Here is a 15,570-nt window from a genome sequence, read left to right on the forward strand (position 1 = left end):
ATATAGATTACTATAATAACAAGCGAATTAAGGCAAAATTGAAGGGCATGAGCCCGATAAAATATCGAACTCATGCCCAACCAGCTGCCTAGTGAAATATTCTGTCTAACTTTATGGGGTCACTTCATGTTGGGACCGTCCTTTATTCTATTTTAGCTGTGTGGCTCGATCAATCCGTACCTACCGTCTTTTCGACGGTAAACAACATTTGTATCTCCAGAAACAGCATCCTTATATACATAAAATGTATGTCCTAGCATATCCATTTGTAAAATAGCTTCTTCAGAATCCATTGGCTTTAAATTGAATCGTTTAGTACGTACAATTTCGAGTTCATCTGATTCCGTTTCATTGTTTGTAGCAGCTTCTTTCTCCAGTTCCGCAAATATATGCTTTGGTGCACCATTTTGACGAAATTTTCGATTTACTTTTGTTTTGTATTTGCGAATTTGCCTTTCAAGTTTATCTACTACTAAATCAATTGCAGCATAAAGATCTTTGTGTTGAACTTCCCCTCTTAACAGTAAGTCTGTCATAGGGATTGTAACTTCGATGCGTTGTTCATCATTATAGACACTTAAATTCACATGTACTTCAGAGGTTGGAGCAGTATCAAAATATCTTTCGAGCTTGCTAATTTTCTTCTCCACGTATTCACGTATAGCTCCGGTCACCTCAATATTTTCACCACGAATGTTGAATTTCATAAAAGTGTCCTCCTTTATATCTTTATATCTATATTATACTATGTTTCCCATTAAAATTCCTGCCTAAACTAATAATCTTTTTTATGGTAAGAATAGTAGTTTCGGTAAAATGCCTATTACATCACGGTTTAGGATTAATAGCTTCACAAAAGGTTCAATTTTAAGTAGTTTTTAATTTTGGGAACAAGTTTTTTGGTATAGTGTTTTGCTTATGAGAAAAACTGGTTGTTCACAGGAACGAGGATCCATAACTTGTGCGAAGCGGTTCCTCATTGTTCTTGAGAGGGTTAACCGGATTCTCGTTCCGTTAATAGCAATAAATCCACAGAATTTTTGAGGTAAAATGGTAAATAGCGGAAAGAGGGTCCGTAAGCATGCTTCAAATGAGGTGTTTTTAGGAATTAACGGAACCAGGAACCATCAAATTAGTGGTTCGGTTCCTCATTCCTTTATAGTACCTTATGGAGATTCATGTTCAAATAACAATATTCTTAAAGAATAATAGCCATAAAAAAAGCTCCCGGCCGATTTGGGAGCTTTTTGCGATTATTTCTTTCGATCCATAAACAAGCCGTCTACCGTTTGGACTTTATGATATGGATTAATATATGAGTGATTTGATTTTTTTTGTTTTTTAGACTGTTTCATCTCAAGCTTTAAATCATTGAAAACACGCTGCATCTTAGCCTCAAGTTCTTCATTTAATTCAACTAGTTTTTCGCCTATTCGTTTTTCTTCAGATGTAAATGGAGGAGATACTTGTTTCATATAATTACCTCTTTCCTCCACTAATTGAGTAATTTCTTCAATAGCTGCTGGGCGATTTTTAGCGTTTATATCTTGATCTAATAACCCCTTAAGCCGCACAGTTATTTCATGAATTTCTTCCAATCTATTCATTATACATGTGCACCTTGAGCAAACTTTTGTTGACGAGTTTTTAAGATTACTTGTTTCCATGTATCCCTAAATTCTTTTACAAAACCAAGCACTTCCTCTAAGATTGCAACATCATTTTTCACATTCGCTTCCTTCAATTGAAAATGCATGTACTCGTACAACGGTAGTATTTGTTTCGATATTTCAACTTCTTGATCTAGAGTGAGCATTAATTCTTGAATAATATTTTGTGCTTTTTGGATGTTAGTATTCTTGGATTCATAATTTTTTTCCTGTATATCTTTCATAGCTTGTTTAATAAATTTCATACAACCATTATATAACATTAACGTTAGTTCTCCACCAGAGGCGGTGTTAACTGAGTTGTTCTGATATGTTTGATATCCTTTATTTAGTGCCATTTTAACACTCCTTTGCCAAAAATTTGGTTTTTATTACATTCCACCAAACTGTGACATTAATTGTGAAGATTGTTGATTCATTTGTGAGATAGCTTTTTCCATTGCTGTAAACTGACTCCAATAACGATTCTCAACTTGTACCATTCTAGCCTCAAATGCAGAGATTCGACTATTTAAGTCCTTCATTCGTTTACCAAGTGTATAGTTATCTAATGTAATACTAGTTGGCTTTCCAGCACGTTGCTCAATCTGTTTCATTGTTGTTTCCAGCGCATCTTCTACACGATTTACTAACCCTCTGCTATTACCTTCAGCATTTTTGGAGAAAAGATTTTGGATAGATGCTGGATCTTCTCGTAATGCATTTTTCAATTCCTCTTCATCAACAATTAACTTTCCGCCATCCATATAGTTTGACGATGTTTTAATCCCTACCTGTGTTACGCTTGTATAACTCCCACCAGTATCAACTGTTGAATACCAGCTTTGTCTCATTGAAAAAAGTCCACTTGATAAACTCGATTCTCCTCGTAAGATACCACTTTTAGCACGCTCTTCCCATAGCTCTATTTCTTTATCAGACATTTCGTCTTTTTGTTCCTGTGTTAAAGGTTTATAATCTCGATATTTTTCTTCATGTTGAGAGCCATTGATCATGTCAACGATTTCGTTGTACGTGTCTACGAACTTCATGATCTTTTCAAAGGATGCATCTACATCGTTTTCTACAGTAAGAATAGCTGTACCATTTGTTTTATCTTTAAATTGAAAAGTTACCCCTCCGAGTTTGTATGAATTATCATAAGATGTCATCTCGATCCCATTATACTGAAACTGAGCGTTTTCCCCACCAGTTTCATTTGCCGTATCTAGCTTCAAAGTATCCGTAAAGAATCCATGGTTAAATACAACTTCCGCACCGTCATGTACATTTGGATCTGCATTATAATTTCCAGTTCTAGTTGTTTCTAAAATAACCTTCTGAGTGTTTTGATCATAAAAAGCACGTACATTATTATCTGCGCTTGATATTCGTTTCAAAACATCATTCAAAGTATCCGTTTCTTTTATCTCAATAGTATGCTGTGTAGTCGATCCATCTTTGTTAAATGTTTCAAATGCATTTGTGAACTCTCCAAATCCCCCAGCATAATTAGTATCCTTTAATGGGGTATTTGGGTCAATTTCTACCTCACCACTACTTACATTAATTGCTGATTTTGCTAGCTCCGTTACGTTAATACTATATGTGCCATTTCCTGCACTAGTGGAACCAGTAGCAGTGACAGCACTTTCCTGTGAAGAACTTACTGATTTCGAATTATAAGTACTACTCAACTTCATATCTAGTATCATTTCATCAAATTCATATAGCTTTTGATAGACTTCGCGAAATCCATCCCGTTTCCACTCTAATAGAGTACGATCTTGTTCCATCTTTTGTAGAGGCATTCGCTCTGCCGACATTAAATTATTTACGATCGATTCAATATCCATCCCCGATGAAAGACCGCCAACTCGCATAACCATTTATAATGCACTCCTTTTATACCTTCTCGTCAATTAAAAATCCCATAAATTCTGCCATTTTTGCATACATGTCTAACATTTTCTTTGGAGGTATTTCTTTAATAATCTCATCTGTTATTGGGTTAACTACAGTCACATAGTATTCATTTAGCTCTTCATGAAGCTCAAATTTTAGATTCGTTCGAAGAGGTTCCATAAATTCATTTAATTGATTAACTACTGTGTCAACCTTTTTGGTATTGATTACATCCTCTAATACAAAATCATTTTTATTTACATCTTGCATTACAGGTCTCTGTTCTGATGATTCAAACTTATTATGCCCACTGTTTTGCAAGGGTTGTGATATCATAGATAGATTGTCTAATCGCATTGCCCAAGCATCCCCTCTAGTATTTTCTTTTTATATCGGATAGAAGTAACATGATGTTTAGAAATTTTGTATGTTTACCTTAATCTTTTTGATTTAATAACTTAAATAAATCTGTAGGAATATTTGCAGCTTCATTGTTTTGATTTTGGATATCCACATAAATCTCTTTTCGATATATATCAACTGATTTTGGAGCAGCAATCCCAAGTTTTATTTGGTCTCCTTCAATCGCTAGAATTTTAATTTCAATATCTTCTCCAATTTGAATGGATTCATTTTTTTTACGAGTTAGAACGAGCATGTTTACTCTCCTTTCACAGTTGAAGGACTAGTTGGTGTTATCGAAGCTTTAGATGGATAATCTTCCATATTTAATATGTACTGTTTACCAAACATCTTCGTTTGATTAATAATTACCGGTGCTTTTAAATTTATTGTGCTTGTGTGGAATGGTTCTTTTAATGTAATGATTGATAGAACCATAACTTCCTTTTCCACTCTAATGTGTAGGGCCTCAAGTAAATTACCATCTAATTCAAAGGTATAATCACGGTAAAAATGATATGGATTTGTAACAATAAATGCCACATTTACCGATCTTACAGATTGTAATACTTGAAAGATTGGATTTCCAGGGAGGTCTAGTAAGACAAATTTTGTTTCATCAACAAATCCAGGTAACCCTGATGGAAATTCAATTATTATATTTTCTTCAATCTCCACTTCACCTAAATATTTTGTTTCTATTTTCATCATTAATCACTCCTGCAGACTAGCTAGATTTCTATTCTGTAAACAAATTAACAAAATCTATATCTAAATTTGGAAATTGCTTCATACTTGTGTTTACTGTTCCCGGTTCAAAATAATGCTCTGGTTTATTAGCTTGTGCTTCGATAATTGGCTTATTCACTGTAACATCAATTTCTAATTCTGACGGTTGATAGTCTATTTTAACCGCAAAAGTAGAAGGAACAAATTTGATACCAAGAGATTTCATCGCATTATGACCATTGGTAATTGCTTGACTTACGATCGGATTTCCGCCTTTTTCAATTTCCATTAGTTCCTTGCCTTGTTCTGCCCTACGACCAATCCCATCTAAATTTCCCTGTTTACCATCTTGAGCAAATTTCTCGTTCCTTCTGAAAATATGCATTAAATCCATATCTTCCCAGGCTTGCGTTTGATCAATGGTTAACTTAGATGGCGTTTTACGCATCGAAATATCCGCACTTGGCTGTTGAATTGACAAATCTGCTTTTGGCTGAGAAATCTCTTGTTTGGCTGGCTGTTGTGTAATTTCAATTTTAGCCATTTGTGATTGCAAGCGAATTTGTGGCAATTGCATGGCTAGTTCCTCCTTTCCTTTGGTATGACTGGTAAATTAATATACCCCAACCCTTAATTGGGTTAGGGTACATGTTTTTATCTTAGAAAATCTAATAATGATGGTTGAATAATTCTAGAACCTGCAGATAAGGCTGCACGGTGTACACTTTCTTGCGTAATAAGATTGGTAATTACTTTTTCATAATCAATGTCTTCGTTCTTTGACATCATCTGCGTTGCGATTACCTCTTGTTCTGCTAAACGATTTTCTACTAGCTCTAAACGATTCATACGTGCACCTAAATCAGCACGAGCATTCACAACATTATTGATATTATTGTCAAACTGATCTAAACTTTGTTGAATATTTTCTTGGTTATTATCACCTAAGGCAGTAATAAACGAATCAATATCTTGGAACACATTACTATCTGCATTACCAAAAACCTTCTCAGCATTTACATTGGCTTGTAGCTTTGTTCCATTTGCGACCTCGATCAAAACTGTTTCGGTATTGAATTCAACAGCGTTTGCATCACCGTCAATTGGTTTTACATTCGTATCAGCACCATTAAAAATATACTTACCGTTTACTTTGGTATTTGCTATTTCTACCAAATGCTCTTTGATTTGTTCCGCTTCCGCCATAATATTTTTACGTTCTTCAGCACCATACGTATCATTGCTTGCTTGAACAGCTAATTCACGTAACTTTTGCAAAGCTTGCGTTGCTTTATCCAAAGCAGCATCTGAGCTATCCATCCAGTTGTGTACTTCATTTGTATTTCGGATATGTTGCTCTACTTCAATTAGCTGACTGCGGTAATTCATGCCCTTCATGGCAATAACAGGATCATCCGAAGGTCGATTTATTTTTTTACCAGTACTCAATTGATCCATATATGTTCCTAAGTTGGAGTAGCTATTCGATAAATTCTTTAACATGTTATTAGAAAGCATTCCTTGAGTTACTCGCATATATTACACCTACCTTCCGACCAATCCCATATTATTAATAATTCGATCAAGCATTTCATCCATTGTTGTCATACTTCTTGCAGCAGCATTATAAGCATGCTGAAATTTAATCATATTAGACATCTCTTCATCTAGTGAAACAGAACTTACAGACATGCGTTGATCTTCAACTTGTGAGCGAAGAATATCTGTATTGCTGGCCATTCTGTTAGCTTCCTGTGCTGTAACCCCTAAACTACCAATAAGAGATTCATAGAATCCTTTAACAGATGTTTTCTTTCCAAGATTGTTTTCATCATCCGTAGTTAAAACTCTAGTAAACACTTCCGCTAATTTTAATGCATTTTCTCCATTACCAGCAGAACCTGACTGACTAGCTGCAATTAAATCAGGATTATCTATGATGGCTTCTTCAACACGTAGCGTGCCAATCACATTATCTTCATCATACGTAAAGAAGTTATTTTGATCTCCGTCTGGTTCAACCAATCCATGACCTTCATTATGAACACGATTAAATTCATCAGCAAACACCTTAGCCATTTGATTTAAATCATTTAGCATGGACGTAAAGTTTGTCGCTGCACCATGGACTTCTCCATCAACTGTGTAACCATGAGCATTAATTAAGCCACTAAGCTTACCAGTTTCAGAGGAAATTGGAAAATCTTTGTTTCCAACTTTAATATTATGAACAGAATCTTCGTCTAAAGAAAGCTCATGGACTTCAGCTTCCCCGGGTTTTCCATTTAATAAGTAGATTGGCTCATCAAAAGGTTGTCCCTTATCATTTACCATTTGAATACTTACTAACCCATCCGCTATGTCAGGTGAACTTTCCCCACTCTTATCATATTCCACACGAATGTTAACGATATTGGATAGCTCATCAATTAATCGGTCACGTTCATCATATAAATCATTTGCTAAATAACCGTGTGGTTCTAACTCTCTAATTTGATTATTGATACCATCTATTTGCCGTAAAATAGAGTTCGCATCTTCAATTGTTACATCTATTTCTTTTTTCAAATCTGTCTGAATGGATGTTAATGAATCAGACAAATGGTTAAAAGTTTCAGCAACTGCAATTCCACGTTGAACGGCAACAGACCTAGCGCCGGAGTTTTCTGGATTTACAGATAGATCCTCTAGTGACTGCCAAAATTTATCCATTGTATTCGCTAAACCATTTTCAGATGGTTCATTCATGACACTTTCCATGCGACCGATTGCTTCAGACATCGATTCCCAATAACCAGATTTACTATTTTCTGCACGAAATTGTAAATCTAAAAACTTATCACGAATTCGCTCAACGGAACCGGCTTGAACACCTGTACCCATTTGACCAGGAATTTGTGGTCTATTTCGAGATCCACTCGGAAAAGGAGTTGTCGCCTCGAAATTAACCCGCTGACGTGAATAACCTTCTGTATTAGCATTGGAAATATTATGACCAGTTGTATAAATTGCTGATTGTTGTGTGAATAGCGCTCGCTTCGCCATTTCAATACCGTTAAAAGTACCCATTTAACTTCTCCTTCTCCAAATTCAAAATTAATTGTCACTGTTCTCTATGCTTTAGAATCAAACATAGAGCGATTAACAGTTGATTTCTCTTTTTCATTCCCGTAGTTCATATTTTTCAAGGACGGGCTCATTAAATCTAAAGATAATTGAACAAATTGCATCGACTGCTGAATTAATGCCATATTTAATTGCTCCTGTTGCTTTAATTTCAGCATAATTTCGGTTAATGCTACTGTAACTTCTTCTACTTCCTTTTGTTCCCGTTCATCATTTATAAGCTCCAACATTTTCGTAATAGTTGTATCTTCATTTGACAACCCTTTCGTTGCAAACCATTGCTCCACAACTTGTTTACGTTTTTCTTCCGTTTTATCTAAAACTTGAATATGTTTTCGCTCTTTTATTAGGACTGCTTGTAACTTTTCAACAGAACCTTCTTTTATGACTTCAGTTTTTTGTTCTGAAGTCTGTAAAAGGTCTTCATGGATACGTACAAGATTCTGAAGTAATTCCTTTACTAATTCAACGGACATCGTGATGTCCTCCTTTTATCGGTTCGACCAAAAATCGATCATTTTTTGTGCCGTTTTCTCATGATTAATTTTATACTCACCAGATTCAACAGCATTTTTTATTTCTTGAACATATGCTTCCCGTTTCGGATGAATATTTTCACTTTCCTGTAATTGTTTCGCCTGGGTTGATATCTCAAGCTGATCTTTTTGATTCACGTTTTTCTTGTAATCCGCTTGTTTTTGAATTTGATTCTTATATGGATTAAAGTTTGTTTGATTTGGACCGTGAATTTTCATCAAAATCACCTCATTTCATTTCTATTCCGAATTCCAACTTCTATATTTATTATCGGTTCATTTCGTAAAAGTTAAAGACCTATTTTCTATGTTTATCAATGGTATAGTAAATATTTTGCGTTTTATTCTTTTCTTTTACCAGTTGTGCTCGCTGTTCAACCTGTTCATGCTGCTCTAATTCGTTCAAAAGCTCAGATGAACAAGAAGAACAGAGCTTACCGGAAACAATATTTGTACCACATTTTTCACACGGATAGGCTAATTTGGGAAATTGAGATGTATGAAGTCGTTTTTCTTTAATAAATTTTATTATTAAACTCTCCTCAACTCCAGTAGCATCTACAACTTCAATCAACGTAGCTTCTCTATTTACTTGCTTGCGTAAAAATTGGTAAACCGTTTGAAAATCTTGTTCTTCTTTTTTATAACAATTATGACAAATATCACGAATATTTTTTACAAATACTGCATCACAGCGAGAGCAGTTTGCTAATTCAGCCATTATTTATCTTCTCCTCAATAATATAATGATACCATTAACCTCGTATTAGTGTATACGCGTATGTAATCGGGCAGCCATGTTGCTGTAATAAGCGAGCAGCATGACGTAAAGTGGTACCAGTTGTATATATATCATCGACAAGAATGACCGGTTTGTTAATAGCTTTTTGAAGTTTAAACGGATTTTCTGAAGATAGTCGTTGATAGCGATTTTTCTTTGATTGTTTTTCTCCATGTACTCGATCCAACACACTGTCCACTTCAATCGGTAAAAAATGGGCGAGCATTTCTGCTTGGTTAAATCTCCTCTCGTTCATTCGCTCCTTACTAAGAGGAATTGGGACTGCAACTATATTTTTTATGTCATTAAATTGCTTCTTAAATAACTGGGTGAATCTGCCTTGAAAAGCAAATCCTATTTGATAATCTCCGCGATATTTCCACTTTGCAATCATATCCTGCATACGTTCATTATAAGCAAATACAGAATAGTTAGCAGTCAACACATCCTCCCCACCCATGTAATGCTCCCACCATTTACAGTCCTTACAAATTTTCTCTTCAGATACACGACTACAACGTAAACATCTACTCCCATTTAAAACTGTTAATTCTTTTTCACAGCCCTCACACAATGACTTCGCTTTTGTTGGTAGTGCTACATTTGACCACGTTACATCGCTAGTAATTTCTTCGTCACACCACAAGCAGTTCATTCAATAAACCCTCCCCTACGATTCATTTTCTTAATCGATTGAATGGCTTGAACCATTGCATCCGTTCTTCCATCATGAAAAAATACTACTTCACCAGTTGGATCATCTGAACTACGCCCTGCCCTACCAGCAATCTGAACTAAAGCTGCCTCATCAAAAACCTTGTCTCCAGAATCTAACACGCCCACATCAACGGATGGAAAAGTCACTCCTCGCTCCAATATAGTTGTTGTTAACAAAACCCGTAGAAGCTTAGCTCGGAATTGCTGTACTTTTTCTTCACGCTTAGGATCTTCTGCATGGACAAAGTCAATCTCCTTTGGATCCTTGATCATATTATCTGCTATTAAAATTTTTTGAAGATTCTCCTTCATTTTCTCTGCCATTTTAATAGTTGGTACAAATATCAATATTTGACGAGATTGGTTCTTTCTTTGTTTTATCCAGTTCATAAAAGAACGTGGTGGCATATATTTTGTTAACGGTTTTTTCAAGGAATAGCACATTTTTGTACTTGGTACTGGTAGGGGGTGACCATGATATCGGATGGGAACAAAAATATGTGGAAGTTTATTGAAGGCTATTTGTAATCGATGATGTTGTCTTGGTGTGGCTGTTAAATATATTGTTGTATGAATGTCTTTTTTTGCTCGGTTTGCAGCAAATGGCAATGAGGTATCCTTGTGGAACGGAAATGCATCAATTTCATCAATAATTAACAGATCGAAGGCATGTTTAAACCGAAGTAGTTGATGGGTAGTGGCAAGAATGACCTGTGCAGTGCCATCTTTATCTTTACTCCCGCCATACAAAGCTTGAACAGAGACTTTTGCAAAAGCTTGTTGAATCCTTGGTTTAAGCTCACGGACCACATCTGCCCTTGGGGTTGCAATACAAATGCGTTTTCCATCTTTCAGAGCCTCAGAAATACCTTGAAAAAGCATTTCTGTTTTCCCAGCTCCACAAACAGCCCAAACAAGCAGTTCACGTTCATTGTTTTTCACAGCATGAACAATTCGATCCGCAGCCTGTTGCTGCACCTCAGTTAACGTACCATCCCAGCTACAAGGTGCTTCATGACGGGGCCAATGGAATGATTCACCTGAACATTCATAAAGTGGTTCACATTCCATTATCCTCCCCATCTCAATACACTTTCTACAGTAAAGATGTGTTTTCTGACAACTAGAACAAGGTATAGATGCAAATAAGGATTTTTTTTGATTGTGGCATCGCTGACATTCATGAGAAAAGGTTTTTCTTTTAATAGAAGGAATTGGGGTAAATGGTAATGCGCGAAATTGAGGTTCTTCAAGGCGGATTTCATTACGGAGTAGTAGTTTTCCAGAGTAGTTTTTTGAGATAACCTGGTCACTAGGAGGAAGTCCTTCAGCAGGGGAAGAAGGTTTTTTCATCAAATCACTCACTTTCCTTATTATATTGAAATAGACTACCAGTACAAGGCCTGGTAGTCATGAAAATATAAGTAAAATAATTGCTATTTTCTATACCATCCTACTCCGATCGCACCTTCACCAAGGTGAGTCCCAATTACAGGACCGAAATAACTGATCGTTGCTTCAGATGATGGATATTTTTCAATAAAATCATTCTTTAGTTCATTTGCTGCTTCTTCATCATTCGCATGAATGAAAACGACTCTTAGATCATGTTCTTTTGCTTCTTCTTTTAACATACCGATAATACGATTTAGTGCTTTTTTACGAGTACGAATCTTTTCGAATGGAACAATAATCTTGTCTTCAAAATGTAGAACTGGTTTAACTTGAAGTAGGCTACCAACTAGTGCTTGGGCACCATTTAAGCGACCACCACGATGTAAATTAGTTAAATCATCTACCATAAAATAAGCTCGTACACTTTGTTTCATTTCGTCAAGACGAGCAAGAATCTCCTCAGGTGTTTTATTGTCTCTAGCCATTTCAGCAGCTTCCAACGCATAAAAACCTTGGACCATACAACTAATCTCGGAATCATAAGCACACATTTTGATTCCTTCTACCATTTCACCAGCACTCTGAACAGCTTGAAATGTTCCGCTAATCCCACTAGATAAATGAATAGAGATGACAGCATCGTACTCTTTGGCAAGCTCCTCTAACTTCTTCGTAACATACCCGATGGATGGCTGCGAAGTCGTTGGTAATTCTTTTGATTCTTTTATTTTTTGATAAAACTCTTCGGTTGTGAGATCAATTTCTTCCTGGTATGTTTCACTACCAAAAACAACACTAAGCGGGACCATGTGAATATCATATTGTTCCCGGATATCCTTTGGGATGTATGCAGTGCTGTCAGTCATTACAGCAACTTTCATCTATTCCCTTCCTCTCCACTATTAAATTTCTATTTATAATATAATTACTTCTTATATTTTACATGAAGAACAAAAAAAATGCATTAGGAACGCAAGAAAACGCTTACAAATATTTTGTTAGTTTTAAACATTATGATTTTTTATGGAGAATCTCTTTTGTAACATCGAGCTTCGTTCTAACTCTTGAGGAGAAATCGGCGTTCAGAACAGGATATAGGCTCTCACGCTGATTTATCGACCTTCAAAACAAATTATCTCCCTTCAATCCAAACTATCAGCTTACAGACTAATATTTCTACCTCCCCTACAACTCAGTCACATATAAAAAAGCTCTGGCATCAACATACCAGAGCTTCAAAATCTATTAAACTATAAAACTTCTACCCAACCTTTACGGATTGCAGAAACAACTGCTTGGGTTCGGTCATTTACGTTCATCTTTTGTAGAATGTTACTTACATGGTTTTTAACCGTTTTTTCACTAATGTAAAGTGATTCCGCTACTGCACGGTTACTTTTTCCATCAGCTAGTAGCTGTAGGACTTCGCATTCACGCTTCGTAAGAATGTGCAGTGGTCTATGATACTCAACTACATTGTCAGCAGTTCGTGTAACACTTTCTTTTGATAATCGGCGGTACTCTTGTACCAAATTATGAGTCACTTTAGGATGAAGATAAGAGCCACCATCACTGACTACTTTAATTGCTTCAATCAATGAATTTGAATCCATTTCTTTCAATAGGTAGCCTTGCGCACCTGTTTTAAGTGCGTGTGTCACATAACTTTCATCATCATGTATGGAAAGAATAATCACACTTGTTTTAGGGAAAAGTCTGACTAAATCCGCCGTAGCTTGGACACCATTCATGTTTGGCATATTGATATCCATTAAAACAACATCAGGATTAAATTCTTTTACTAGTTTAGTAGCCATGATTCCGTCGTCACCTTCAGCAACTACATTAAAAGAAGGTTCAAATTCAAGAATGCGCTTTACCCCTTCTCGAAACAACTTATGATCGTCAATTAGTACAATGTTTATCTGTTTGTCGGTATTCATCCTTTTGTTCCTCCTACGTTATATCAAAATTTCCCTATTACAGTTCTAATGATAGATTCGATTATACAACTCTATTTTTTCTATATCGGCAGTAAACTTAAAGTATTAAATTTCTAATATACCTCATATGGCACTTGAATAACAATTTTAGTTCCTTTACCAGGTGCAGAATCTAGCTTCATAATTCCATCAAACATTTCAACACGCTCACGCATGCCTATGATGCCAAAGGATTTATCTCGTTTAACATTTGGGTTGAAGCCTTTTCCATCATCCTTAATCACCATGGTTAAATGGCGCTTATTAATCTCTAATTTCACCTGAATTTTAGATGCTTCTGCATGTTTAATTGCATTTTGAATTGCTTCCTGTGCTAACCTAAAAAATGCAATTTCATATTTTTGATTTAATCTTTCATCACTACCTATAGGTGTAAATTCTATTTTTACATTGTTATATTCTGCAGTAGTAGCGATGTATTTCTTAATCGTTGGTATTAAACCTAAATCATCTAGTGCCATAGGACGTAAATCATATATAATTCTTCGAACCTCGTAAAGCGAAGAGCGAACCATTTTACGAACATTTTTAATTTCATCTAATGCTTCTGTAGTACTTCCTTCTCTAAATGTCCGATCAACTAGTTCCGAGCGTAGTAATATATTGGCTAGCATTTGAGCCGGCCCATCATGAATCTCTCTAGAAATTCGTTTACGCTCCTCTTCTTGAGCTTCGATTATTTTTAGACCAAACTCTTGTTTTTCTTTTGCTTCTTCTATCATTTCATTTACTTGTTTAAAATCATCTGTCAAATACGTTAGTATAACTGTTATTTTACTAGCTAAACCTTCTGCACGCTTAATCGTATGGTCTAAGGATAAAAGTCTTCTTTCTAAATCATCACGTCTTTGTCGAAGAATGGATTCCTCTTTTCGTAACATTGCTAGTCTAGTTTGTAATTCATGTGTTCCTTCATAGATTTCACGTATTTCATCTTCACCATAACGATCGAAGTATTTGCTCACCTCAGACAAACGTTGTCTAGAATAAGCAACTCTTTGTTCTAGTTTGTCTCCATCCTCTATGTATTGAATCACTTTTACTTTCGTATCTTCTAATTCACGAGATAGCTGTTCATACTCCGAACGGGCTTCTTCACTTATATGAAAAATTTCATCTTTACTATTTTCAACGACGTTAACCATTTCCTCGACAATTATTTCCAATGTCTTCTCCTTGGTTTTCACAGTCATAATTTACCCACCAACCTATGTTATAATTATACGTATTCATAGTTCTTTTTTATAGGGTCTATTCTCTCATTTTATTTCAAAAAATTATTATTTCAGAATACATTGTATCTATTTTATCATTTATATCTACTATTATATACTATTTATGAAGGAAAAGGGGGATTTCTATGCTATCCAATTATTTTACAGTAAATAAAGAAGGTTCTGATGAACTTGTTATACAAAAGTCACGATTTATCGGTTATGTACGACGTGTTGAAACAGAAGGAGAAGCACAGGGCTTCATCCAAGAAATCAAGAAAAAACATCATGATGCTACCCATAACTGTTCTGCGTATATCATTGGAGAGAACGATCAAATTCAAAAAGCAAATGATGACGGAGAACCTAGCGGAACTGCAGGTGTACCAATCTTAGAAGTACTTAAGAAACAACACTTAAAGGATACCGCAGTTGTTGTGACCCGTTATTTTGGTGGGATAAAACTTGGAGCTGGTGGTCTTATTCGTGCATATGGGAGCACCACTTCTCAAGCCATTCAAACTACTGGAATTGTGAAGCGCCAATTAATGCAAGGATTTTCCGTTACAGTTGATTATACCCTTTTAGGTAAACTCGAAAACCTTTTACGCAACTCTGAAGATTATATTCTGGAAACAATTAATTATCTAGAAAATGTGGAATTCATTGTATTTGTTCAAAACGGCGAAGAAGAAGCATTCGAGGAATGGATGGTTGATCTAACAAATGACCAAGCAAACATTGCAAAAACAGATGTAAAATATATCGAAATCGAAGTAGAAAGTACAAAAAAGTAATCAAATAAAAACAATACCACCAGTAACCTAAAATGTACCCTTTGTAAAGGACTATTTAAAAAAAGACTATGCTACACTGGAAAGGTGATTCCTGTATTGTACAGGGGTCATCTTTTTTAGATTCCATTGATATCTGTAATTGTTGTAATAAGTCATATAACTCTTAATTTCTCGCTTTAACTCATCTAAGGTTTCACAAGGTTTAATATATGCTTCATCTTTAAAATGCCCAAAAAATGATTCTTGTGGGGCGTTATCCCAACAGTTTCCTCGTCTTGACATGGATTGGCCTAAATCATATTTCTTAACCATCCTT

Annotated in this window: 21 protein-coding genes; 2 read left to right on the forward strand and 19 right to left on the reverse strand. The window is 35.5% G+C overall.

Going from position 1 to position 15,570, the window contains the following annotated elements; all coding sequences use genetic code 11:
* Positions 1-92 (forward strand): IS3 family transposase (locus tag GMD78_RS20915; RefSeq protein WP_155670827.1); only part of this gene is annotated, 92 nt, incomplete at its 5' end.
* 60 nt (positions 93-152) lie between these two features.
* Here the strand turns inward: GMD78_RS20915 and hpf are convergent.
* The 18 genes from hpf to GMD78_RS21005 all read right to left on the reverse strand — a co-directional run bounded on the left by hpf (position 153) and on the right by GMD78_RS21005 (position 14,436).
* Complete coding sequence (gene hpf, locus GMD78_RS20920; protein WP_155671917.1) at positions 153-707, reverse strand: ribosome hibernation-promoting factor, HPF/YfiA family; 555 nt, start codon at positions 705-707, stop codon at positions 153-155.
* A 546-nt stretch (positions 708-1,253) separates the two neighbouring features.
* Positions 1,254-1,607 (reverse strand): flagellar protein FliT, encoded by a 354-nt coding sequence (gene fliT / locus GMD78_RS20925; protein WP_155671919.1) that lies wholly within the window; start codon positions 1,605-1,607, stop codon positions 1,254-1,256.
* Positions 1,607-2,008 (reverse strand): flagellar export chaperone FliS, encoded by a 402-nt coding sequence (fliS, locus tag GMD78_RS20930; RefSeq protein ID WP_155671921.1) that lies wholly within the window; start codon positions 2,006-2,008, stop codon positions 1,607-1,609. The genes fliT and fliS overlap by 1 nt, the downstream gene beginning before the upstream one ends.
* Before the next feature lie 33 nt (positions 2,009-2,041).
* Complete coding sequence (locus GMD78_RS20935) at positions 2,042-3,538, reverse strand: flagellar hook-associated protein 2 (protein ID WP_343042469.1); 1,497 nt, start codon at positions 3,536-3,538, stop codon at positions 2,042-2,044.
* 16 nt (positions 3,539-3,554) lie between these two features.
* On the reverse strand, positions 3,555-3,911 hold the full coding sequence (flaG, locus tag GMD78_RS20940; protein WP_155671923.1) for a flagellar protein FlaG: 357 nt from the start codon (positions 3,909-3,911) through the stop codon (positions 3,555-3,557).
* A gap of 79 nt (positions 3,912-3,990) precedes the next feature.
* Positions 3,991-4,212: a carbon storage regulator CsrA gene (gene csrA, locus GMD78_RS20945; protein ID WP_155671925.1), complete on the reverse strand. Its 222-nt coding sequence runs from the start codon at positions 4,210-4,212 to the stop codon at positions 3,991-3,993.
* A 2-nt stretch (positions 4,213-4,214) separates the two neighbouring features.
* The gene (fliW, locus tag GMD78_RS20950; RefSeq protein WP_155671927.1) at positions 4,215-4,664 is read right to left on the reverse strand and encodes a flagellar assembly protein FliW; all 450 of its coding nucleotides are present in this window, start codon (positions 4,662-4,664) and stop codon (positions 4,215-4,217) included.
* A gap of 31 nt (positions 4,665-4,695) precedes the next feature.
* Positions 4,696-5,262 (reverse strand): DUF6470 family protein, encoded by a 567-nt coding sequence (locus GMD78_RS20955; RefSeq protein WP_155671929.1) that lies wholly within the window; start codon positions 5,260-5,262, stop codon positions 4,696-4,698.
* Between the two features lie 77 nt (positions 5,263-5,339).
* A complete protein-coding gene (gene flgL / locus GMD78_RS20960; protein WP_155671931.1) occupies positions 5,340-6,221 on the reverse strand; it encodes a flagellar hook-associated protein FlgL in 882 nt (293 codons plus the stop codon).
* Positions 6,222-6,230: 9 nt separating this feature from the next.
* Positions 6,231-7,754, reverse strand: coding sequence for a flagellar hook-associated protein FlgK (gene flgK, locus GMD78_RS20965; protein ID WP_155671933.1), 1,524 nt, complete (start codon positions 7,752-7,754; stop codon positions 6,231-6,233).
* Between the two features lie 44 nt (positions 7,755-7,798).
* Positions 7,799-8,287 carry a flagellar protein FlgN gene (locus GMD78_RS20970; RefSeq protein ID WP_155671935.1) on the reverse strand — a complete coding sequence of 163 codons (489 nt, stop codon included), beginning with the start codon at positions 8,285-8,287 and terminating at the stop codon, positions 7,799-7,801.
* Positions 8,288-8,302: 15 nt separating this feature from the next.
* Entirely contained in the window at positions 8,303-8,566 is a 264-nt protein-coding gene (gene flgM, locus GMD78_RS20975) for a flagellar biosynthesis anti-sigma factor FlgM (protein ID WP_155671937.1), read from the reverse strand.
* Between the two features lie 79 nt (positions 8,567-8,645).
* Positions 8,646-9,068, reverse strand: a complete 423-nt coding sequence (locus tag GMD78_RS20980) for a TIGR03826 family flagellar region protein (RefSeq protein ID WP_155671939.1) — start codon at positions 9,066-9,068, stop codon at positions 8,646-8,648.
* A gap of 34 nt (positions 9,069-9,102) precedes the next feature.
* Positions 9,103-9,783, reverse strand: a complete 681-nt coding sequence (locus tag GMD78_RS20985; protein WP_155671941.1) for a ComFC family protein — start codon at positions 9,781-9,783, stop codon at positions 9,103-9,105.
* Positions 9,780-10,916: an ATP-dependent helicase ComFA gene (locus GMD78_RS20990; protein ID WP_246187729.1), complete on the reverse strand. Its 1,137-nt coding sequence runs from the start codon at positions 10,914-10,916 to the stop codon at positions 9,780-9,782. The genes GMD78_RS20985 and GMD78_RS20990 overlap by 4 nt, the downstream gene beginning before the upstream one ends.
* 365 nt (positions 10,917-11,281) lie before the next feature.
* Positions 11,282-12,121 carry a DegV family protein gene (locus GMD78_RS20995; RefSeq protein WP_155671945.1) on the reverse strand — a complete coding sequence of 280 codons (840 nt, stop codon included), beginning with the start codon at positions 12,119-12,121 and terminating at the stop codon, positions 11,282-11,284.
* A gap of 369 nt (positions 12,122-12,490) precedes the next feature.
* Complete coding sequence (locus GMD78_RS21000; protein ID WP_155671947.1) at positions 12,491-13,183, reverse strand: response regulator; 693 nt, start codon at positions 13,181-13,183, stop codon at positions 12,491-12,493.
* 113 nt (positions 13,184-13,296) lie between these two features.
* Positions 13,297-14,436, reverse strand: a complete 1,140-nt coding sequence (locus GMD78_RS21005; RefSeq protein WP_155671949.1) for a sensor histidine kinase — start codon at positions 14,434-14,436, stop codon at positions 13,297-13,299.
* Between the two features lie 167 nt (positions 14,437-14,603).
* Here GMD78_RS21005 and GMD78_RS21010 point away from each other — a divergent pair, with 167 nt between their 5' ends.
* Entirely contained in the window at positions 14,604-15,254 is a 651-nt protein-coding gene (locus GMD78_RS21010) for a YigZ family protein (RefSeq protein WP_155671951.1), read from the forward strand.
* A gap of 66 nt (positions 15,255-15,320) precedes the next feature.
* On the opposite strand, the gene GMD78_RS21015 is transcribed toward GMD78_RS21010, so the two are convergent.
* Positions 15,321-15,570: IS3 family transposase (locus GMD78_RS21015; protein WP_155670492.1), on the reverse strand; the 250-nt coding region annotated here is incomplete at its 5' end.

Origin of the sequence: Ornithinibacillus caprae (genome assembly GCF_009728145.1) — a bacterium.
Taxonomy (GTDB): Bacteria; Bacillota; Bacilli; order Bacillales; family Amphibacillaceae; genus Ornithinibacillus; species Ornithinibacillus caprae.